At 70.5% G+C, this 21016-nt stretch carries 19 protein-coding genes; 6 read left to right on the forward strand and 13 right to left on the reverse strand.

The window, feature by feature from the left end:
- Nucleotides 1-8 precede the first annotated feature (8 nt).
- Both V5E28_RS29395 and V5E28_RS29400 read right to left on the reverse strand, forming a co-directional pair.
- A complete protein-coding gene (locus V5E28_RS29395; protein WP_336211581.1) occupies nt 9-1211 on the reverse strand; it encodes an acyltransferase family protein in 1203 nt (400 codons plus the stop codon).
- Nucleotides 1212-1344: 133 nt separating this feature from the next.
- Nucleotides 1345-1983 carry a TetR/AcrR family transcriptional regulator gene (locus tag V5E28_RS29400; RefSeq protein ID WP_336211583.1) on the reverse strand — a complete coding sequence of 213 codons (639 nt, stop codon included), beginning with the start codon at nt 1981-1983 and terminating at the stop codon, nt 1345-1347.
- A gap of 180 nt (nt 1984-2163) precedes the next feature.
- Between V5E28_RS29400 and V5E28_RS29405 the strand changes: the two genes are divergently transcribed.
- Nucleotides 2164-3627: a hypothetical protein gene (locus V5E28_RS29405; RefSeq protein ID WP_336211585.1), complete on the forward strand. Its 1464-nt coding sequence runs from the start codon at nt 2164-2166 to the stop codon at nt 3625-3627.
- Between the two features lie 86 nt (nt 3628-3713).
- On the opposite strand, the gene V5E28_RS29410 is transcribed toward V5E28_RS29405, so the two are convergent.
- Nucleotides 3714-4445, reverse strand: a complete 732-nt coding sequence (locus V5E28_RS29410) for a TetR/AcrR family transcriptional regulator (RefSeq protein ID WP_336211588.1) — start codon at nt 4443-4445, stop codon at nt 3714-3716.
- Between the two features lie 54 nt (nt 4446-4499).
- Between V5E28_RS29410 and V5E28_RS29415 the strand changes: the two genes are divergently transcribed.
- Nucleotides 4500-5693, forward strand: coding sequence for an FAD-dependent monooxygenase (locus V5E28_RS29415; RefSeq protein ID WP_336211591.1), 1194 nt, complete (start codon nt 4500-4502; stop codon nt 5691-5693).
- On the opposite strand, the gene V5E28_RS29420 is transcribed toward V5E28_RS29415, so the two are convergent.
- The 4 genes from V5E28_RS29420 to V5E28_RS29435 all read right to left on the reverse strand — a co-directional run bounded on the left by V5E28_RS29420 (nt 5694) and on the right by V5E28_RS29435 (nt 8635).
- Entirely contained in the window at nt 5694-5924 is a 231-nt protein-coding gene (locus V5E28_RS29420) for a hypothetical protein (protein ID WP_336211594.1), read from the reverse strand.
- A 7-nt stretch (nt 5925-5931) separates the two neighbouring features.
- The gene (locus tag V5E28_RS29425) at nt 5932-6741 is read right to left on the reverse strand and encodes a glutamate ABC transporter substrate-binding protein (protein ID WP_336211596.1); all 810 of its coding nucleotides are present in this window, start codon (nt 6739-6741) and stop codon (nt 5932-5934) included.
- Between the two features lie 249 nt (nt 6742-6990).
- Nucleotides 6991-8166 carry an MFS transporter gene (locus V5E28_RS29430; protein WP_336211598.1) on the reverse strand — a complete coding sequence of 392 codons (1176 nt, stop codon included), beginning with the start codon at nt 8164-8166 and terminating at the stop codon, nt 6991-6993.
- Nucleotides 8167-8212: 46 nt separating this feature from the next.
- A complete protein-coding gene (locus V5E28_RS29435; RefSeq protein WP_336211600.1) occupies nt 8213-8635 on the reverse strand; it encodes a MarR family winged helix-turn-helix transcriptional regulator in 423 nt (140 codons plus the stop codon).
- A gap of 254 nt (nt 8636-8889) precedes the next feature.
- On the opposite strand from V5E28_RS29435, the gene V5E28_RS29440 reads away from it, so the two are divergent.
- Nucleotides 8890-10149: a hypothetical protein gene (locus V5E28_RS29440; RefSeq protein WP_336211602.1), complete on the forward strand. Its 1260-nt coding sequence runs from the start codon at nt 8890-8892 to the stop codon at nt 10147-10149.
- Nucleotides 10150-10245: 96 nt separating this feature from the next.
- On the opposite strand, the gene V5E28_RS29445 is transcribed toward V5E28_RS29440, so the two are convergent.
- The 3 genes from V5E28_RS29445 to V5E28_RS29455 form a co-directional block, all read right to left on the reverse strand.
- Nucleotides 10246-15711, reverse strand: a complete 5466-nt coding sequence (locus tag V5E28_RS29445; RefSeq protein ID WP_336211604.1) for an ATP-binding protein — start codon at nt 15709-15711, stop codon at nt 10246-10248.
- A 299-nt stretch (nt 15712-16010) separates the two neighbouring features.
- Nucleotides 16011-16868 carry an alpha/beta fold hydrolase gene (locus V5E28_RS29450; RefSeq protein ID WP_336211606.1) on the reverse strand — a complete coding sequence of 286 codons (858 nt, stop codon included), beginning with the start codon at nt 16866-16868 and terminating at the stop codon, nt 16011-16013.
- A gap of 197 nt (nt 16869-17065) precedes the next feature.
- Entirely contained in the window at nt 17066-17518 is a 453-nt protein-coding gene (locus tag V5E28_RS29455) for a MarR family winged helix-turn-helix transcriptional regulator (protein WP_336211608.1), read from the reverse strand.
- 203 nt (nt 17519-17721) lie between these two features.
- Between V5E28_RS29455 and V5E28_RS29460 the strand changes: the two genes are divergently transcribed.
- The 3 genes from V5E28_RS29460 to V5E28_RS29470 are packed head-to-tail and all read left to right on the forward strand — an operon-like array spanning nt 17722 to nt 19953.
- Nucleotides 17722-18756: a zinc-dependent alcohol dehydrogenase family protein gene (locus V5E28_RS29460; RefSeq protein ID WP_336211611.1), complete on the forward strand. Its 1035-nt coding sequence runs from the start codon at nt 17722-17724 to the stop codon at nt 18754-18756.
- Nucleotides 18757-18784: 28 nt separating this feature from the next.
- The gene (locus tag V5E28_RS29465) at nt 18785-19171 is read left to right on the forward strand and encodes a DUF2255 family protein (RefSeq protein ID WP_336211613.1); all 387 of its coding nucleotides are present in this window, start codon (nt 18785-18787) and stop codon (nt 19169-19171) included.
- Nucleotides 19172-19173: 2 nt separating this feature from the next.
- Nucleotides 19174-19953 (forward strand): aldo/keto reductase, encoded by a 780-nt coding sequence (locus V5E28_RS29470; protein ID WP_336211618.1) that lies wholly within the window; start codon nt 19174-19176, stop codon nt 19951-19953.
- Here V5E28_RS29470 and V5E28_RS49650 read toward each other — a convergent pair.
- The 3 genes from V5E28_RS49650 to V5E28_RS29485 form a co-directional block, all read right to left on the reverse strand.
- Nucleotides 19868-20224, reverse strand: coding sequence for an ATP-binding cassette domain-containing protein (locus V5E28_RS49650; protein ID WP_442945883.1), 357 nt, complete (start codon nt 20222-20224; stop codon nt 19868-19870). The two genes, V5E28_RS29470 and V5E28_RS49650, sit on opposite strands and share 86 nt — an antisense overlap.
- Nucleotides 20221-20613 (reverse strand): GntR family transcriptional regulator, encoded by a 393-nt coding sequence (locus tag V5E28_RS29480; protein WP_336211621.1) that lies wholly within the window; start codon nt 20611-20613, stop codon nt 20221-20223. The genes V5E28_RS49650 and V5E28_RS29480 overlap by 4 nt, the downstream gene beginning before the upstream one ends.
- Nucleotides 20614-20745: 132 nt before the next feature.
- Entirely contained in the window at nt 20746-20967 is a 222-nt protein-coding gene (locus V5E28_RS29485) for a hypothetical protein (protein WP_336211623.1), read from the reverse strand.
- Between the last annotated feature and the right edge of the window lie 49 nt (nt 20968-21016).

The raw sequence follows: 21016 nt of genomic DNA on the forward strand, positions 1-21016 counted from the left end.
TGTCCTCCTCACCCCGCCGTGCGCGGCGAGCCGCTGTACCGGTCGGCCAAACGGCGGCCCAGACGCTGCATCGGCCGCTCCAGGAATCGGTGACTCAGCCAACTGCCCGGCACCACCACGCCGAGCACGACCACGCTGATGCCGATCTGCGCAGGAAGCGGTGCCCAGCGCATCTCCCCGACCAGATGCATGACGACGAGCAGCACCGGCAGATGCACCAGGTAGAGGGAGTAGCTGATGACGCCGAGCCGGACCAGGACGGCGGGCACGCGCCGCCTCCGCAGCACCATGGCACCCGCGAAAGTGAGGCCCGCCAGCACGATGGTCAGGCTCCACACCTGCGGCCGCACCCACCACCAACCGGCATTCAGCGCCCACACCGGAGTCGACGCCACCAGCACCGCGGCGATCGCCACCGGCCACAACCGGCCCTGCCCGCGCTCCCACCGATGGACCGCCGTACCGGCGAACATGACCGCCACGATCGCCGCGCCGAACCACGGGACGCGGCTGCTCACCAGCAGCAGGGCCAGCGCCATCACGCCCAGCACCACGGCGGCGACCCTGACGGCACGCCCGGAAAGCACGCATGCCAGGCCGACGGCGAAGACGCCCAGCGACAGCCAGGCCGGCCACGGGCCCGGCAGCGGCGTCGCGGACAGAACGATCCCGGCGACGGCGCCGATCAGCGCGAACAGCAGCGGGAGCAGGCCACGCCCGTCGCGCACACCGACCACGAACAGCGCGGTCGTCAGCAGGTAGAAGACCATCTCGTACGACAGCGTCCACATGGTGTTCAGCACACCCCCGACGCCGACCACGTCCATCAGCATCGTGGCGTGCGCGGCCACCGCCGAGGCGTCCCTCGGCACCTCAGGGCGCAGCGGGATCCACGGCAACAGGGCCACCATCAGGCCGATGACCGCCAGGTAGAGCGGATAGAGGCGAAACAGGCGGCCGACCCAGAACGCCCGGACGTCACCGTGCCGTTCCAGCGAATGCGGGATGATGTATCCACTGACCAGGAAGAACACCAGCACCCCGTACGTGCCCAGGTTGAACGCGGTCGGGCGTAACCAGGGCATGGCCCAGGTCGTCAGGTGCTCACCCACCACCGCGAGCGCGCCGAGGCCGCGCAGCGCGTCCAGCCACGCCAGCCGGGAAGGCGCCATCTGATCGGCTCGGCGGCCGTGGGGAAGGGCAGTCACCATACAGGCCAACGTATCGAAATCGCCCTCGGGTGAAGACCGGCCGCCTGCAGGCGTGCTCGCGATGACCGCTTGCAGTTCGTCACCCATCACATGGCCGTGCTCGTCCGCCTGTTGCGGTCCGCATTCAACCAGCTCACGCAGAGGCGAGGGGGTGCGGAGGGGTGGGGGCGGTCATGCGGCGGATCAGGGTGTGCAGGTGCGCGCGGAACCGGCGTTGTGCGGTCGGGTCGCCGACGTGGTCGAGGTGGGGGCCGGAGGGGCGATCGGGGCCCGGGCCGGTCTCCTGCATGCCGCCGGCCAGGAAGCCGTACACGCACCACACGATCGTCCATATCAAGTGGTCGGCATCGACATCGCCGGGAACCAGGCGGCGGACCGCGCCGGTCACCAGGTTCGCCAGCGGGCGGGCGTACAGCTCCTCCAGATCGGCCACGTCGGCGGCGTCGCCCATCCAGCGGTGTATCCACAGCGCCAGGACATGGGGGTGCTCGAGATTGAAGTCCAGATAGGCGTCGGCCAGCTCGATCAGCCCTTCGGTGGTGGGGGTGAAGCGGGCGACCGCGGCCACCAGGACCTCCTGCTCGGCGTGGTGCGCCTGCAGCATCACCTGCCGATACAGCTCCGGCTTCTCGCCGAGCTGGGCGATCATGCTCTGGGGGTCGACGTCGGCGGCTTGGGCGATCAGCCCGATCGTGGTGTTGTCGAATCCCAGCTCGGCGAACAACCGGGTGGCGACCCCCAGCACGCGCCGCTTCTCCGTATCGGCCCACATACTGTCACTGTAAGTGACATGCTGCCGTTTTTCGGTCATGGAAGGGTGTGTAGGCCCGCGTGGCCTTCTCGGCCATCCGCGCACCACCTGCTCGGCTCAGCGTCATCACTTCGCATCCCTTGGGCCAAGTCCCCTTCACCGAGCCCGCACGCGCGTGGGGACCGGCGCTAAGAAGGCGCCATGGGATCAAGAGCGTCGATGCACTCGTGGCTGCGGGCCGACCCTTGGCGGGCGCTGCTGATGCTGGTGGCCGTCTGCTACGGGATCGTCCAGTTGGTCGCGGCCGGCCCCGGCATGGGGCTGGGGTGGGACGAGGTGGTGTACGTCAGTCAGGTCGATCCCCGCGTGCCCGCGACCGAGTTCATCGCGCCCCGCGCCCGCGGGATCACCCTGATCGTCGCGCCGGTGACGCTGGTGACGTCCTCTACGGACGCCCTGCGGGTCTACCTGTGCCTGCTGTCGGCCCTGGCGCTGTACGCGTCGTTCGGGACCTGGCTGCGGCTGCGTCCGGGAGCCGTGGCGCCTCTGGCCGCGCTGCTGTTCGCGTCGCTGTGGCTGGCGTTGTTCTACGGCAACGAGGCCATGCCGAACATGTGGGTGGCGTTCGGCGCGGTCGCCGCCGTCGGGTTCTTCCTGCGCTGCGTGCGGCCGGACGGCGGTCGCGGCAGCCTGGCCGGGCTGGCCCTGTGCGTCGCGGCCGTGGCGCTGCTGCGGCCTCCCGACAGCATCTGGCTCATCCTCCCGCTGGGGCTGGCGCTCGCCAAGCCGGGATGGCGGCGGCCCAGAGTGGCGATCGCGCTGGTCGCCGGCCTCGCCGTCGGATGGGCGGATTGGATCGTCGAGGCGTACGTGCGGTTCGGCGGGCTGATCTCGCGCTGGCAGGCCGCCGGAGCGGCCAACGAGACCGGGCTGCATTTCTCGCTGTACGAGCACGCCCGGGCGCTGAACGGCCCGCTCCTGTGCCGGCCTCCCGCGGACTGCGGTCCCGCCGTGCCGTCCTGGGTGCTCTGGTGGAGCGCGATCCCGGTCCTCGTCCTGCTCGGCACGTACGCGGCCCGGCGCCGTGACCACCTGGCCGAATCCCTGATGCCGGCGGTGGCCGGCGTGTCGCTGGCCGCGCCGTACGTCTTCCTGGTCGGGTACGCGGCGCCCCGCTTCCTGCTACCCACGTACGCGCTGCTGGCCTTCCCGATCGCGCACGGCGCGCTCGGGCTGCTGGAGGGCGCGCGGGGGAGCGCACCGCGCCGGGCCGGCGCCTGCCTGGTCGCCGCCGGCTTCCTCGCGCACCTCACCCTGCAGGGCGCCACCCTCGACAAGGTCGTCGCCCCCCGGCTCGCCAAGCGGGGCGCCGACGTGCAGGTCGCCCGGGCGCTGGAGGGCCTGAGCGTCCGTCCTCCATGCCTCGTGTACGGCGAGCACGCGGTGAAGATCGCCTACCGGATGGGCTGCGAGGGGCACACCGTCCTGAACTGGCCGGGGCAGAGCGACGTGCCCGCGGCGGTGCGCGGCGCCGAGGCCGCCGGAAAGCAGGTGATCGCCGTGGACCGGGGCGGTTCGGTCCCGGCGCCGTTCCTCCTGGCCTGGGAGAGGCGGCCGCTGCGGGATGTCCGGCCGGGACGCTGGTCCGCGTACCTCCCGCGTTGACGGGGACGGCACAGGCGGACATCCCCGTCGTGAGCACCCCGGCACGCTCACTCGCGGGTGAGGGCCGCCGGCCTGCCCAGCCGGCATCAGGACGGCCGGATCAGGCACTCCACGCCGTCCAGGATCCTGGCCAGGCCGAACGCATAGTCGAAGCCGCGCTCCTCCGCTGGGGTGCCCGGCGGATAGTCGAACGCGCCCGCGTCCACGGCCGTGCGCAGGGCGGGAAATCGCCGCCCGTCGACCAGGGAGCCGAGCAGCGTGCTGTAGGCGGCGACCGACTCGCTCGAGGCGGCCGGGCCGAGATCCGCGCTCAGCCGTGCGGTGGTGTGCATGTAGTTGGCGACCAGCAGCACGACGCCGGCCTTGTCGCCTTCGCTGAGGCCGGTGCCGTGCAGCGCGGCCAGGGCGCGGTCGGTCCAGGCGAGCTGGCTGGGCGTCAGAGGCGGACCCGTGATGGGCAGGTGCACGATCCAGGTGTGGGCGCGCAGCATCTCCCATTGCGCCCGGCACCAGCGCTGCAGGCCGAGCCGCCAGTCGTCGCAGGGCTCGTCGAGCTCGGCGGGCACGGCCGCGACCGAGTCCAGCATGAGCAGCAGCAGTTCGTGCTTGCTCTTCACGTGGCGGTAGAGCGACATCGTGGTGAAGCCGAGCCGCTCGGCCACCCTGGCCATCGACACCGCCTCGAGGCCGCCCGCGTCGGCCAGCTCCACCGCCGCCTGAGCGATGCGGTCGAGGCTCAGTCCGGCCTTGGGCTCCGGCACCGGGTGGTCCAGCCGTCCCCAGAGCAGGCCGAGCCCTGGCGGCAGATCGTCGTCCATCGTCCCCACTTTCGTACTGGCGCTCCACCCGAGTGTATGTCATACACTCGGTGTATGACATACACAGCACTTGTCGCAGGCGGCGGGATCGCAGGCACCTCGGCGGCGATCGCCCTGAGCAAGGCGGGAATCACCCCGGTGGTGTACGAGGCGTACGAGCGGGCGGCGGACAACGTGGGCGCCTTCCTCACGCTGGCGGTCAACGCGCTCGACGCCTTACACGCGCTGGACCTCGACCTCGGCGACCTCGGCTTCGACACACCGAAGATCCGGATCACCAACGGCTCCGGAAGGAGGCTCGGCGAGCTGCCGTACGGCACGGGCCTGCCGGGCGGCCAGGTGAGCCGGACCATGAAACGTGCTGACCTGTACCGATTCCTGCGCGAGCAGGCCGTCCACCGCGGGGTGCGGTTCGAGTACGGCAAGCGGCTCGTCGACGCCACCGCCACGGGGGACGGGGTGCAGGCGAGCTTCGCCGACGGCAGCACGGTCGCGGCGGACCTGCTGATCGGCGCCGACGGCCTGCGCTCGCGCACCAGGGAGATCATCGATCCGGCGGCTCCCGGCGCGCGCTACGCGGGACTGCTCAACACGGGAGGCTACGCCCGCGGCCTCGGCACGGGCTGCGAGCCGGGCATGATGCACGCGATCTTCGGCAAGCGTTGCTTCTTCGCCTACGCGGCGCATCCGAACGGGGAGGTGTGGTGGGCGGCGAACCCCGCGCAGCCGGCTGAGCTCAGCCCCGCCGACGTGGCCGCGATCACGCCGGGGGAGTGGCGCGCCCGGCTGAACGATCTGTTCAGGGGCGACCGCGGGCCCGCGCTGGACATCATCGCGGCGACCGGCGAGATCTTCGCCGGCTGGAACACCTACACCATGCCCGCCGTGCCGACCTGGCACCGCGACCGGATGATCATCATCGGGGACGCGGCCCACGCCGCCGCCCCGTCAAGCGGACAGGGCGCGGCCATGGCCATCGAGGACGCGGTCGTCCTGGCCACATGCCTGCGCGACAGCCCCGATGTGGAGGCGGCCTTCCACGCGTACGAGCGGTTGCGGCGGCACAGGGTCGAGCGGGTCGTCAGGCAGGGCAACCGCACCGGCGGCTGGAAGGCGCTGAGCCCCCTGGCCAGGGCGCCGCGGGATGTGATCATGAGCTTGGCCATGCGGCACGTCACCAGGACCGGCGCCGACCCGAACGGCTGGATCTACGACCACCACCTCGACTGGGACGTGCTGACCGGCTAGTCAGGCCTGGATCCGAATCACTTCACGGGGACGAGCTCCTCGGGCGGCCGGCCGCCCGCGACCCTGGCACGGATCACGGCCGTGCACAGTCCGGGCGCCGGGCATGCCCGGGTGGGGGAACGGCCGCACGTTCACGCCGCTCACGATCGCGCCGATCACGACCTCGGAGGCCGTCGCGGCAAGGTGCGCCGCCACGTAGCCGGCCAGCGCCGAGAGCTGCTTGGTCCACATCCAGCCGCTACGGCATGCAGCCCTCGAACTCCGGCACGAACGCCGGCAGCCGGAGACCGCTCGCACCGAACCACTTGTCCAGCAGCGTGGCTGCGGTTCCGTCCTGGTACATGGCCGTGATGGCACGGTTGACCTCCTCGCACCCGGCCACATCGCCCAACGGCAGGGCGACGCCGTACCTCTCCACCGTGAACGGCGCGTTCACGACGGTGAACGCGCCGCGCTCGCGGGCGGCGAATCCGGCAAGAATCAGGTCGCCGGTGGAGACGGCATCCACGGCCCCCGATCTGAGCAGGTCGACGCATTCCCCGTAGGACTTGGCCGGCACCAGCACCGCGGCGATCTGGCGCCCTTCCACGATGCGCGAGGTGGAGATGGAGCCTTGTGCCTCACACAGCCTGCGCCCCTTGAGATCACGCACGTTGCGGATCCGGGTGTATCCCGCGCGGACCAGAATGTCCTGGTTGGAGACGTAGTACGGCCCGGCGAACGTCACCTGTTCCTTGCGTTCCGGGCTGATGGAATAGGTCGCGACCACCATGTCGGCCACCCCGTCGCGCAGCTTGGCCTCCCTGCCCTCCGAGGTCGTCGCGACGAAGGAGACCTTCTTGCCCAACCGAGCGGCAATATAGGCGGCCACGTCGACGTCGAACCCCTGGAACGACCCGTCGCGGGTCCTTTCCGCCAGCCCGGGCTGATCCGGCTTCACGGCTACGACCAGCTCTTCCTTGTCCAGGATCGACTGGGCGCCGCCGAGGCCGCCACCGCAGCCGGACAGCAACAGTGCCGCGGTGACGGATGAGACAAGCTTGCGCATGCGCTCCTCCAGGTGCCACAGCGTAGGGAGCGCCGGTGAAGCGCCGGTGAACGGCGCATGGCGGTCTCGCCGCCGCATGGCACGCCGCTCATTCGGCGACGCCTCCCTGTCTCCCCGGCGAAGGAGGTGAGCTCCGGCAGCCCACCCACATGATCGAGGAGTACGCGCGACACGATGGCCACGAGCGGATGGACGGAATCACCGGAGAGTGCTCCCTCGACCGGCAACGACGCCTTCCGGCCGCAGAGGTCAGGTGGAGGAGGGCATCGGCTCGGCGTCGTGGAAGGTGTGGTCGGCGTCCACGCGGGCCAGGGAGCGCAGGTGGTGGCGCCTGACGTACAGGATGGCCATGCCGGCGAGGCAGCAGAGGGCGCCGAGGGCGTACGGAACGGCGGTGCCGATCTCCTCGCCCAGCTTCGTGGCGACGAACGGGGCCAGCGCGCCGCCCATCCAGCGCACGAAGTTGTAGCCCGCGGAGGCGACGGGCCTGGGCGCGTCGGAGACCTCCATGGCCGACTCGGTGAAGACGGTGTTGTTCAGGCCGATGGGGATCCCGGCCAGGATGGTGAACACGACGATGCCCGCGTGCCCGGACAGCGCGATGCCGACCTGGAAGACGGCGAGCAGCGCCAGCGACAGGTGCAGCACGTTCACCGACCCGATCTTGCGCTGCAGCGGCGGCGCGACGAAGACCGATGACAGCGCCACGCAGACGCCCCAGCCGAAGAAGACGGCGCCGATGCCGTACGGGGACATGCCGAGGATGAACGGGGTGAAGGCCAGGATCGTGAAGAACGCGAAGTTGTAGAACAGCGCGGTGAAGGCGGTGGTGGCCAGGCCGCCGTGGGTCAGCGCCCTGAGAGGGGCGCTCAGCTTGGTCTTCACCGCCGGCTTGGGCGTCGCCCTGAGCAGTGTGGCGATCAGCACGAAACCCACCGCCATGAGCGTGGCGGTGCCGAAGAACGGGGCTCGCCAGTTCCAGTCGCCGAGCAGCGCGCCGACGAGGGGGCCGGCGGACAGGCCGAGACCGAGCGCGGCCTCGTACAGGATGATGGCCGACTCGCCGCTGCTGGCGGCGCCGACGATGACGGCCAGCGCGGTGGCCACGAACAGGGCGTTGCCGAGGCCCCAGCCCGCGCGGAAGCCGATCAGCTCGCCGACGCTGGTGGAGGTCCCGGCGAGCGCGGCGAACACGATCACCAGCGCCAGCCCGGCCAGCAGCGTCCGCTTGCCGCCGATGCGGCTGGAGACCCAGCCGGTGATCAGCATGGCCACGGCCGTCACCAGGAAGTAGCTGGTGAACAGCAGCGAGACCTGGCTGGGCGTGGCGTTCAGGCCCTGGGTGATCGAGGGGAGGATGGGGTCCACGAGACCGATGCCCATGAAGGCCACGACCGCGGCGAACGCGGTGGCCCAGACGGACATCGGCTGGCGAAGGATTCCACCGCCGGATTGCATGATGCTCCTTTACCTACGAGCGGCCGAGCTTCGCCAGAACGGGCAGGGCGGCCGCGAGTGTGGCGCGCTCGTCTTCGGTGAGCGCGGCCAGTTCCCGGGTGAGGTGACCGATCCTGGCCCGGCGTACGGCCAGCAGCCTTTCCCGCCCGTCGACGGTCAGCTCGACCGTCCTGACACGGGCGTCGGCCGGGTCGGAACCGCGGGTCACGAGACCCGCTTCCTCCAGCCTGTTGATCTGGACGGTCATGGTGGGGAGCTGCACGGCGTGCTCCTCCGCCAGCTCGGTCATCCGGCGGGGGCCGTGCTCGAGCGAGCCCAGGACGCCGTACTGCTGGCTGGTGATGGGTTGACCGGCGACTGTGCGCCTGAGCAGGAAGACCAGGTGTCTCAGCACCGTTGAGACCTGCTCGGCCAGGTGGGTGGGATCGTCCCTCATAGTTAGCCCAACTAACTTAGTCAGGCTAATATTCCGCCTCGGTCATCGAAAGCGGCGATCGCCCCGCAGGCGGATCTTGTGGAACTTTCACCGCGTCTTACAGGGTCCTCCCAGGCTGTTGAACGTCCCTTCCTGACGGCGTGTCTCCGGGCCTTGACGGCCTTTGCCGCCACCTCCAAACTCTCTGCAACAACAGCTGTGTGACATAGCACTGGTTGTTAGCGCTAACACAATCGGAACCTCAGGAGGCCTTGGTGAGACGATTAAGCTCCGTGTTCCTGGCGGTCCTCGCCGCCGTCGGGATCTTCCTCGTTCCCGCATCGCCGGCCGCCGCGGCAGAGGTCAATCTCGGCCTGTCGGCGACCGCGTCCGCGTCGTACACCTCGCCGTGGGAGAGCGTCGCGGCGATCAACGACGGCATCGATCCGCCCAGCTCGAACGACACCCAGAACCGCCGGTGGGGCACCTGGCCCAACACCGGGGAGCAGTGGGCACTGCTGACGTGGACGCAGGCGCAGACGCTCACCTCGGCACAGATCTACTTCTTCGACGACGGCGGCGGCGTGCGCGTCCCCGCCTCCTGGAAGCTGCAGCGCTGGACCGGCAGCGCGTACGTGGACATCCCCGGCACCTACGCGCTGGCGGTCAACGCGTACAACACCGTCACCTTCACCGCGGTGTCCACCACCCGGCTGCGCGTCCTGCTGCAGAGCGGCTCGGCCTCCGTCGGCCTGCTCGAGGTCAAGGCCATCGGGGAGGGCGGCCAGCAGCCGAGCGCCTGGAACCCGCCCGCCAACCTCGTCAACCCGCTGAACCAGGTATGGCAGCACGTCGAGAGCACCTACCCCAACCTGTACGGCTTCCGCAACTACGGCTGGGACCAGGTCATGGCCAACCGCGGGAGCATCAACTACTGCGTGCGCTGGGACTCCAGCGCCCCCGTGTCGGCCGCGTTGCGCGACCAGATCCACGCGGCCCTGGCCCGGCAGTTCAAGAAGTGGATGGACGTCATGGCCGGCCACAATGCCTGGCCGTACCAGAGCGTGCCGCTGAAGGTGGTCGGCTGGGCCGTGCGCGACCGAGCCACGCTGCAGTGGAGCGACAACTCCGTGGACGTCTACGTCAACGACATCCGCGAGAACGCGCCGCAGTGCGCCGAGCCGTGCGGCCGGTTCTTCAACCAGAGCGGGAACTATCCGAACTGCCCCGGCGGCGCGTCGCACCACTACGACATGTCGCTGTGGCTCACGGCCGGCATGGGCGGCGGGGCGGGCGGTGACTGGGGGCAGCGTGTCGGCAGCGAGTACTACGTGAACGCGATCAACGCCGAGAACATGCACATCCTGCTTCACGAAATAGGGCACAGCTTCGGCCTCGACGACTTCTACGACTGGACACCCACCGGAGTCGGCGGCTTTCTCATGAAGGCCGGCAGCGCGTCCCAGATCACGGAGTTCGACGCGTGGATGCTGCGCGACTGGTGGCGCCACCTGAAGAGCCGGTACGGCTACTAGGAAGGGAGCCGCAGCCGTTCGTGAGCCGGGCCGGCGATCCGCGCCGTGTTGATCGATCACGGCGCGGATCGCTCGGAAGACGTCGAGGGGCGGAGGTCAGCGCAGGCGGGACTCGATGGCCTCGATGATCCGTGGGCGCAGTTCCGTGGCGCGGATGACGGCGTCGACGGAGCCGACCTCGACAGCGCGCTGGATGTTGTGCACCCGGTCGAACTCCGTCGCCACTTCGCCGAGCTTCTCCGCGCGGACCGAGGAGCGGAGTTCGTCGAGCTCCGCGGTCAGGGCGGCACGGTCGGCGCCGGAGGCGGCCGCGACGCGGGCCTCCAGGTCCCGCACGCGCGGGTCGGCCGCGGTACGGGCGTTGACGTCGCCGGAGAACACCACCGCGGCGGCGGGGGCGCCGCCGAGCACCGAGGCGAACGAGCCTTCCAGCGCGAGCACGGTCATGTTCGGGTTCAGGGCCTTGGAGAACACCACGAACGCGCCGCCGTGGTAGCGCGAGATCACGCAGAACACGATGGGGCCGCGGAAGTTCACGATCGCTCGGCCGATCTCGGCGCCGTACTCCAGCTGCAGCTTCCGCATCGACTCGGGCGAGCCGTCGAAGCCGGACAGGTTCGCCAGCACCACCAGCGGCCGGTTGCCGCTGGCCGCGTTGATCGCTCGCGCGGCCTTCTTCGACGACCGCGGGAACAGCGTGCCGGCGGTGTAGGTGTCGGGACCGTCGGTGGGCGGGAAGCCGCGCCGCGGCACCGACCGCGACTCGATGCCGAGCAGGCACACCGGCATGCCGCCGAGATGCACGTCCTGCACGACCGCGGTCTCCGCGTCCGCCATGCCCGCCCAGCGTTCCAGCACCGGGTGGTCCTGGTCGGAGAGCGCCCGCATCACGGTCCGGATGTCGAACGGCTTCTTGCGGTCCGGGTTGGCCCTGGCGGAGAAGATCTCGCCGACGGTGGTGAAGTCGCTGTCCGCCACGGCGTGCGGGAAGTCGGAGATGTCGCGGTCGACGGGGTCGGTGGTCTTGGCCCGCCGCGGCGACTCCTCGCCGGGTGCGATGTACGTGTGGTCGTAGTACGACATCAGCACGTCCCGCGCGGCGGCGAGGTTCGGTGCCCAGTACTGTGCCTGCCCGTTCGGGCCCATCACCCGGTCGTAGCCGCCGATGCCGAAGTTGTCCTCGGCCGACACGCCACCGGAGAAGTCGAGCGACTGCTTGCCGGTGAGCACCATCGCCGAGTCCGGTGTCATCACCAGGATGCCCTTGGTGTGCATGAGCATCGTCGCTTCGGCGTTCCAGTACGGCTGCGCGCCGACGTTGATGCCCGCGACCACGATGTTGATCTCGCCGCCGTCCTGGGTGAACTCGACGATGCGCTTGAGCGCCGCGGCGACCCAGTCCATGTTCTCCGTGCCCGACTCCATGGAGATCCTGGCGCCGGCGGACAGCGCGTACCACTCCAGTGGCACTCGCATCCGCTCGGCCAGGTCCAGTGCGGCGATCACGCGGCGGCACTCAGGCTCCGACAGCGCGCCGAGCGACTTGGTCGGGTCGCCGAGCAGCACGACCCTGGTGACGCCCTGGGGGTGCCGCTGGGTCGGCGTGGTGACCACGCCGGCGACGAGCGCCGCGGTGTTGCGTCCCTTCGGCCGGTCGACCGGCACCAGCTTGTGGTCGTCGTCGAGGTCGTGCTCGGCGAAGTCGCCGAGCAGGCCGGTCAGCTCGTACGGGTACACCGTGTTGCGGCTGCTGGCGCGCAGTACCTTCAGCCGGTAGTCGTCGAGCGGCTCGACCAGCTCGTTCGACGGCTCGCCGACGGTCAGCTCGGCGCCGCCGGTCGCGTCGAAGGAGATGCGTACGGCGATCTTGGTCAGCTCGCCGGTCGTCCGGTCGCGCTGCCGCGCGATGAACAGGATCTCCTCCAGTCCGGCGCCCGCGGTGGTCGGCCGCACGCGTCCGGCGATCATCTCTATCTCGGCGCGGGTGATGTCGTTGGGCGGCCAGACGTAGACCACGATCCGGTTGGTGTTGAAGCGTTTGTTGGACGGTCGCCGCGACTGCGCGCGTCGGATCGAGTCGAGGCAGGTGGCGATGGTGTCCTCGGCCGTCGGCAGCGCGACCAGCCTGCCGTCGTGCTCGCGCAGCTCGGTCAGGTCGCGCAGCTGGGCGAAGGCGACGAGGCGGTCGTCCGACGGGTTCTCCCGGGCCACGCATTGGAAGAGGTAGACCTCTTCGTCCGAAGACGGCAGGCGGGTGAGGTCGAATTTGCTCAGCCGCTCCAGCTGCATCCGCTGCGCGATGTAGGGATGCAGGCCGCGGATGAGCCGCTCCTCGGTCATCCCGGTGGTGGAGGGGCGGAAGGTGAAGTGGTGGTGCATCACCGTGCCGCCGCTGCCGGCGACGGTGGCGGTGAGCCGGCGGACCTGGTGGGGCAGGGGGTGCGCGCTGACGACCTCGTGCAGGGCGGCCGCCATCGCGTCGGAGTCCTGCGGCTGGTTCTCCCAGGCGAGGTAGATGTCGGCGTCGATGGCGTCCTCGCCGCTGTCCAGCTCCGCGAGCCCGCGCAGCGCTCTGTCCAGGGCTTCGAAGCTCACCGCGCAGGAGACCAGGCGCGAGCCGGCGCGCTCGGCGACCACGAACGTGCAGCCCGCGACCTCGCTGGTGCGGACGCCGGTAAGCCCCTTGTTGCCGTAGTAGCGCCGGGTCAGCACCTCCAGCATGGTCGCGTTGTCGAGGTCGTCGCGGGTGAGGCGCTGGCCGAGCAGTCGCACCAGCGGTTCGGTGGTGCGCACCATTTCGGCGACGCGTTCGGCGCGGTCCGGCGCGTCCGGGTGCGCGTCGAGGTGGCGCAGGTGCTTGCGGACGTCGGCGTAGACGCGGGCGCGGTTGCGGCGCAGCAGCGGCTGGCCGAACCAGGCGAACACCACGCCGCGCGCGAGGTCGGAGATCACGGGGAAGCGGACCTGCGTCGCGGCCAGCAGCCGCTCCAGGGCGAGCCCGGCGGGCTCGCGCAGGATCTCGTCCGGCGGGGGCTCCCGCAGCCACGCGCGCAGCAGTGTCGCGAGGACCGCGGCGTCGGCGGACGCGCGTTGCTGGGCCAGGAAGATCCGGAACACCGCGGCTTCGAGATCGGGGGAGCGCTCCAGCTCGGTGACGCCATAGTGCCCGAGCGCCTTGGCGAGCTTGGCCTGGAACGACTCCGGCAGCCCGGCTCGCTCGACGTCGAGGCTCTGCAGGTAGGTGTGGAAGAACTCACGGGCGCTGTGCACGTGGACGTCGCCGCCGCCGTCCTCGCCGGCCGGCCGGTTGCGGCTCAGCTCGGCCAGATCGGCGAACACGTCGATGAGCCGGAGCTCCTCGGCCAGCGGCCGGTGGCCGTCCTCGGTGGCCGCCCGGCGCGCGGCGAGGTAGTCGTCGAGCACCCGGCGCGCGTCGTGCGGGTCGACGTCGAAGCCCAGCAGCAGGCTGCGCAGGTCCTCCTGGCCGCGTGTGGTCCGCTCTCGCACCGGGATCTTCCCGGGCACGGCGGGCAGGTCCAGCTCGATGGAGGCGCCGGCGGAGGCGGCCTCGGTTTCGGCGTCGTCGTCGGCGAGCGGCTCCAGCCGCAGCAGCGGCGTGCCGGTCTCCACCTGGCTGCCCACGGACACGACGCACTGCTTCACCCGCGCCTTGAACGGCGCCCGCAGCACGGTCTCCATCTTCATGCTTTCCAGCACCAGCACCGGCGCGCCCGCCTCGACCTCGGCGCCGACCTCCACCGGCGTGGCGACGACCAGGGCGGGCGCGGGCGAGCGGACGACGCCGCCCTCGTCGCGGCTGACCCGGTGCGTCACGCCGTCCACCTCGACCAGGTGGATCGGCCCGTGGGTGCCGGTGAGGAGGCGGTAGCGGGTGCCGTTGACGGTGATCTGCCCGGTGTGCCGGTCGTGGCGGTCGAGCTCGACTTCGGCGGTGCGGACGTCGTCGCCCGCTTCGACGCTGACGCGGAACCGATGCGCGCCCACTCGCGCGACGCGTACGCGGTAGCCGACGCCACGCAGTTTGAGGTCCAGCGGCCGGCCGCTCTCGTGCTGCACCTGCGGGCGTCCGCCGAACGCCGTCGACAGCAGCCGGTGCCGCTCGACGCGTTCCTCTTCCTCGTACGCCTCGATGGCGGCGGCCGCCAGCGCGACCGCGGAGTGCCGGTGCGAGACGAGCCTGCCCTCGCCGCGGACGCGGTCGATCCAGCCGGTGTCGGCGCTGGCGTCGATCACCTCGGGCTGGTCGAGCAGGTCGAGCACGAAACTCTTGTTCGTCGCGCCGCCCTCGATGATCACCGTGGTCTGCGCCATCGCGCGACGCAGCCTGCCGAGTGCCTCGTCGCGGTCGTGGCCGTAGGCGATGATCTTCGCGATCATGGAGTCGAAGTCGGCGGGGATGGTGTCGCCCTCGCTGACGCCGGTGTCCACGCGGATGCCCGGTCCGGCGGGCAGGTCCAGCCGTGCGATGCGGCCGGGGGAGGGGGCGAAGTCGCGGTCGGGGTCTTCGGCGTTCAGCCGGGCCTCGATGGCGTGCCCGCGCTCCGTCGGCGGCTCGCCTTCGAGCCTGCGACCGGATGCCACCCGCAGCTGCGCCTTGACCAGGTCGAAGCCGGTGGTGGACTCGGTGATCGGATGCTCGACCTGCAGGCGGGTGTTGACCTCGAGGAACGCGAACAGCTTGTCGCCGGGGTGGTAGAGGAACTCGACGGTCGCCGCGCCGCGGTAGCCGACCGCCAGGGCCAGCCGTTCGGCGGACGCCTTGAGCTCGGCTGCCTGCACAGGGCTGAGCACCGGCGACGCCGACTCCTCGATGACCTTCTGGTTGCGTCGCTGCACCGAGCAGTCGCGGACGCCGAGCGCCCATGCGGTGCCCTCGCCGTCGGCGATCACCTGGACCTCTACGTGGCGGGCGCCGGTGACCAGGCGCTCCAGGAACACGATGCCGCTGCCGAACGCCCGCGCGGCCTCCTGGCTGGTGCGCTCGTAGGCGTCGGCGAGCTCGGTCTCGTTCGTGACCACGCGGATGCCGCGCCCGCCGCCGCCCGCGGTCGCTTTCAGCATCAGCGGGTAGCCGATCTCGGTCGCGGCCGCCAGGGCGGCGTCCAGGGTCTCGACCGCGCCGCGGCTCCACGGCGCGACCGGCACGCCGACCTCCTCGGCGATCAGCTTCGCGCCGATCTTGTCGCCGAGCTTGCGCATGGCCTCCGGGCTCGGTCCGACGAAGGTGACTCCGATCTTCTCGCACAGCTCCGCGAACGCCGGGTCCTCCGCGACGAAGCCCCAGCCGACCCACGCGGCGTCGGCCCCCGTCTCCACCAGGGCGCGCTCCAGCGCCTTCAGGTCGAGGTACGGGCGGGCCGACGCGGGGCCGAGATCGTAGGCCAGGTCCGCTTCGCGGACGAAGGTGGCCGTGCGGTCCACGTCGGTATGGAGGGCGACGGTCTCGATCCGTGTCCCTGTCTCCGCGGCGATTTCCCGTACGGCGTGAATGAGCCGCATAGCGGCCTCACCACGGTTGACGATGGCGACACGACTGAACACCCGACCGAGCCCTCCTGTAGACCAACGATGTGCGCGCCGCGACACGGCCGCCCCCCGGCAGTATTCACCCTGCCGTCTACGGGCTGGCAGCGGCATGTCGCAGACAGCGCAGGCTACGCGGCTCCAATTGTGGAAAACGACCAAAAGCCATGGGCTGCCCGCGCCTGACCAGGGCATGGGCGAACGGAGCGGCGACCGCACTTCGACTGTGACACGAAGCAGGCTACCTGCCGGCGGAGCGCGCGGCTGAGCGAGTCGTCTTCCGCCGCCCGGATCTGTCTTCTCCTGGGCTCACCCGCTCAGCGCCGACCGGTCGACGCCGGTAGCGCGGTGAGGGCATCGCGGAGGGCGGTGGCGTAGGCCCTGGGGTGGGTGGTGTTGCCGTTGTGGCCGCCGGGGAACTGGCGCGGGTCGGTGTCGAGCATGTCCGCCAGTGCGAAGGCGCAGCTGCGGTCGAAGACCGTCCGAGGGGTGGTGCTGCCGACGACCGGCACGATGCGGGTCGGGGTGCCGGGGAGTGCGGCGACGTCGAGGGTGTCCCCGATGATCGCGGTGAAGTCGTGCTCGACGAAGAAGTCGAAGTTGCGCACTCGCTGGGGGGTCATCGGCTGCGGGGTGAGGCCGGGCTCGGCGTCGGGGGCGGTGGGGTCGATGCCGAGCACGTCGGCGATCATCTTGAGGGTCGCGGTCAGTCCGTCGCGCCGGTGGATCTGCTGGATGTGCGCGAGTTCCTGCTCGTGGTGGGCGCGCTGGTCGGCGGGCAGCAGTCTCGGGGTGACGGGCTCGTGGGCGATGAGCGTGCTGATCTGGCCGGGGTGATCGACGGCCAGGTGGAGCCCGATGGAGGCGCCGAGGCTGCAGCCGAGCATGAGCGCCGGCTTGTCTGTGAGGGCGGCCAGCAGCCGGTGCACGTCGTCGGCGTGCTCGGTCATGGTCGCCCCCTGGGTGGGGTCTTCCGGCGTGCTGCGAGAAAGGCCGCGGCGGTCGTAGGTCACCACGGTGTAGTCGCTCACGAGTCGGTCGATCAGGTCCTTGCTGCGACCGGCGTCGCCTTCGCCGCTCTGGGAGATCAGCAGCATCGGGCCGGTGCCGCGGACCTCGTAGTAGAGCGTGGCGCCTGGCACTGTCAGCAGGCCTGTCGTCGTGCGGGTGTCCATCAGCGGTGTCCTCTCGGTCGGGCGGGTGCCCTGGTCGTGGATCCACCATAAAGCATCAAGCTTGATGCATCAAACCTGATGTAATGTGTGAGCTGTTCTGTGGGGACGAACCCCTGACGAAGATCGGAAAGGAGGCCCTGTCCTGTCCGCCGAACGTCGAACGGCACCCGCCGGCCTCCGACGATCCTGCTCGCGGCCTACGTGGCCGCCTGGGCGGTGCTGTCGCCGGACAGGCGGGCGGCGAGGGTTTCCAGCAGCGCGATAACTTCGGCGAGCTCGGCGGGATCGTCGGTGCCCAGCGCCGCCGCGAGCGGGCCGTCGATGGGCGCGGCGCGCACCTCGGTCACCCGCTGTGACACCTGCGGGGCGACCTGTATCAGGGTGCGGCGGCGGTCGGCGGGGTCGGGGGCGGTCACGATCGAGTTCGCCGCCTTCAGCCGTGCCACGGCGGCGGAGACCGCGCTCTGGGGAAGGCCGGTGCGGCCGGCGATCTCTCCGACGGACGTCCGGGTGTGCGCGCGCAGGTCGGAGACGACCACGAGCATGGTGCGGATGCTGGTGGTGTGCGGTCCGATGCCTTCGGTCGGCATCGCCTCCTCGGCGATCTTCATCAACGTCCGGCCGAGTAGGAAGAGGTCGACTCCGTTCATGCGGCCAACTTACATCCAATTAGATGCATCGTATCTGATACGTAACTCGAGAGTCGGACCGGGTCGGCCGCCTCCACGGACTTCCCGCCGGGCGCGTGATCCGGCGGAGGGGCGGATTTACCGACTGAGGACCTGGGCCAGGCACGCCGGTCAACCGGCTGCGGGTAGGTCCGACGACGACTACACAGGACGGAAGGTACATCGTGCGAGCAACCTTGATATACGGCGCCGGTGACATCCGCGTGGAGGACGTGCCCGACCCGGTCCTGCGGGAACCCACCGACGCCCTGGTACGCGTGCTGCGCTCGTGCATCTGCGGCAGCGACCTGTGGCCGTACAAGTCCCGCCCGGCCACCGAGCAGGGCGATCGCATCGGGCACGAGTTCCTCGGCGTCGTGGAGGACGTCGGCACGGACGTGTCGGGGCTGCGGCGGGGCGACGTCGTGGTGGCGCCGTTCGTCTGGGCGGACAACACCTGCGACTTCTGCCGCGAGGGACTGCAGACCTCCTGCCGGCACGGCGGCCTGTGGGGCGCCGACGGCGTGGACGGTGGCCAGGGCGAGGCGGTCCGCGTCCCGCAGGCCCAGGGCACGCTGGTCAAGCTGCCCGTCGGGGAGGACTCGGCGCTGCTGCCGTCGCTGATGACCCTGTCGGACGTCTTCCCCACCGGTCACCACTGCGCGGTCACGGCCGGGGTCGGGCCGCGCACCTTGGTCACCGTGATCGGCGACGGCGCGGTCGGGCTGTGCGCGGTGCTGGCCGCCAAGCGGCTCGGCGCCGAGCGCGTCATCCTGATGGGCCGCCACAAGGGGCGCACCGACCTGGGGCGCGACTTCGGCGCCACCGACATCGTCGCCGAGCGCGACCAGGAGGGCGTCGACCGGGTGCGCGAGCTGACCGGCGGCGACGGCACCCACACCGTGCTGGAGTGCGTCGGCACCAGGCAGTCGATCGAGACCGCGTTCGCCGTGGTCCGCGACGGCGGCACCATCAGCCGGATCGGCGCGCCCCAGTACGACGAGGTGCCGATGGGCTTCAGCGAGTTCATGCGCAACCTCACCCTGACCGGCGGCGTCGCCCCGGCCCGCGCCTACATCGAAGAACTGCTGCCTGAGGTGCTGGACGGCACCCTGGAGCCCGGCCGGGTGTTCGACCGCACGATCGGCCTGGAGCAGGTGCCCGACGGCTACAGCGCGATGAACGACCGGACCGCGCTGAAAGTCCTCATCCAGCCCTGACCCTCACACGACGAAGGAGACGTCCGCCATGGCCACCTGGACCAGCGACGAACTCACCGCCGTCGGCGACGCCGAAGAACTGGACCTCGCCTCCCGGCGAGACGACGGCACGCTGCGCGATCCCGTGACGATGTGGGTCGTCCGCATCGGCGACGACCTCTATGTCCGATGCATGAACGGACGCGCCGGCGCCTGGTACCGCGGCACCCGGACCCGCCACCAAGGCCGCATCTCGGCCGGCGGCGTGGACCAGGACGTCACCTTCGCCGACGCCGACCCCGCCGACTCCGCAGTCCACGACCAGATCGACGAGGTCTACCGCACCAAGTACCGCCGCTACGCCGCCGACATCATCGGCGGCGTCGTCAATCCCGAGTCGCGAGCCGCGACGATCAGACTCGTTCCCGAGAGGTGACCATGAAGCACACCACGCTGGGCGACCTGGACGTCTCCCGCATCGGCCTCGGCACCATGGGCATGTCCTTCGGCTACACCGGCGCCGGCAGCGACGACGCCGAGTCCGTCCGCACCATCCACCGGGCGCTGGAGCTGGGCGTCACCTTCCTCGACACCGCCGAGATCTACGGACCGTACGCCAACGAGGAACTGGTGGGCCGGGCCCTGGAAGGGCGCAGGGACGAGGTCGTCCTGGCCACCAAGTTCGGCATGATCTCGCACGCCGATGGCGGCCCCGGACACCTCGACAGCAGCCCCGCCAACATCCGCACCGCCGTCGAAGGCTCGCTCAGACGGCTCGGCACCGAGCACATCGACCGGTACTACCAGCACCGCGTCGACCCGGGCACCCCGATCGAGGACACCGCCGGCGCTCTGGCCGAGCTGGTGCAGCAGGGCAAGATCCGCCACATCGGCCTGTCGGAGGCCGGCCCGGAGACGATCCGCCGCGCCCACGCCGTCCACCCGGTCACCGCCGTGCAGTCGGAGTACTCCCTGTGGACCCGGGACGTGGAGGAGCGAGTGCTGCCGGTGTTGCGCGAGCTGGGCATCGGCTTCGTGCCGTACTCGCCGCTGGGCCACGGCTTCCTCACCGGCCAGATCCGCTCTCCCGAGCAGTTCGACGACAGCGACTGGCGTAAGACCAACCCGCGCTTCACCGGGGAGAACTTCCAGCGCAACCTCCGCCTCGCCGACGAGGTGCAGGACATCGCCACCGAGGTGGGCGCCACTCCGGCGTGACGAAGGCGAAGGCCGCATACCCCATCGGGGCGATACCGCGCGCGCCGGGCTGCGCCGGGGAGCCCGCGGGCCGGCTGCCGAGCACGGTGATGTCGCCCGACGTCGGCGCCAGCTGGCCGCAGGCCAGCTTCAGCAGCGTGGTCTTGCCGGCTCCGTTGGGTCCCACCAGTCCGACGACGTGTCCGGCAGGGATGTCGATGGAGCAGTCTGCCAGTGCCCATCGCCTGCCGTACTTCTTGCCCAGTCCATGAGCGTGCAGGACAGCGGTCACGCTATGTCCTCCTGAGAGGCGGTCCGAAAGGTGGACATGAACAGGGCCTCGATGCTCTCGTCGTCGAGTCCGGCCAGGTGCGCCTGGGCCAGCCAGCGCCCCAGGTCCCGGCGCAGCGGGCCGTGCGCGGCCAGAGAGGCGTCGGTGAGGGTCTTGGTCACGAACGTCCCGACCCCCGGCCGGGCGGCCGCCAGGCCCTCGTGCTCGAGTTCCCGGTAGGCCTTGAGCACCGTGTTGGGGTTGATCGCCAGCCGCGCCACCACGTCCTTGACGGTCGGAAGCTGGTCGCCTTCACGCAGCAGGCCCAGCCGCAGCGCCTGTCGTACCTGCTGGACCAGCTGCAGGTACGGCGAGACTCCGGAACGGTCGTCCAGATAGAACTCGATCACGGCAGCTCCATTTATCTAATCTGCTAGGAACTTAGAGATCTAGAAGTCAAGCAGCCGTAAGGATCGCGTCTCGCGTGAGGGCCTCGGCCGAGGCGGCAGGATCCGGCCCGGGTGATCGTTCCTGCTACAGCGCTACCGGCGACGTCGCAGCACGCTCACCAATCCAAGTCCGATGACCAAGGTGACCACGCCGGTAGCCAGCCAGCCGGGGGAGCCGCCGGTGATGGGCCGGCAGTCGGCGACGCACAGGATGGGCTGTATCCGCACCACGTCCGCCCCCTGCAGAACCCACAGCAGGCCCAGCAGGATCAGGGCCACCCCTGCGACGATCCTCGCGGTCCTACGCCATTTCACGGCTGCGTCCCTCCGTACTCGGTGAGTGTCGGTCGATCGTGCAGAAGAA

Source organism: Nonomuraea sp. LPB2021202275-12-8 (genome assembly GCF_037044575.1).
In the GTDB taxonomy this organism is placed as follows: Bacteria; Actinomycetota; Actinomycetes; order Streptosporangiales; family Streptosporangiaceae; genus Nonomuraea.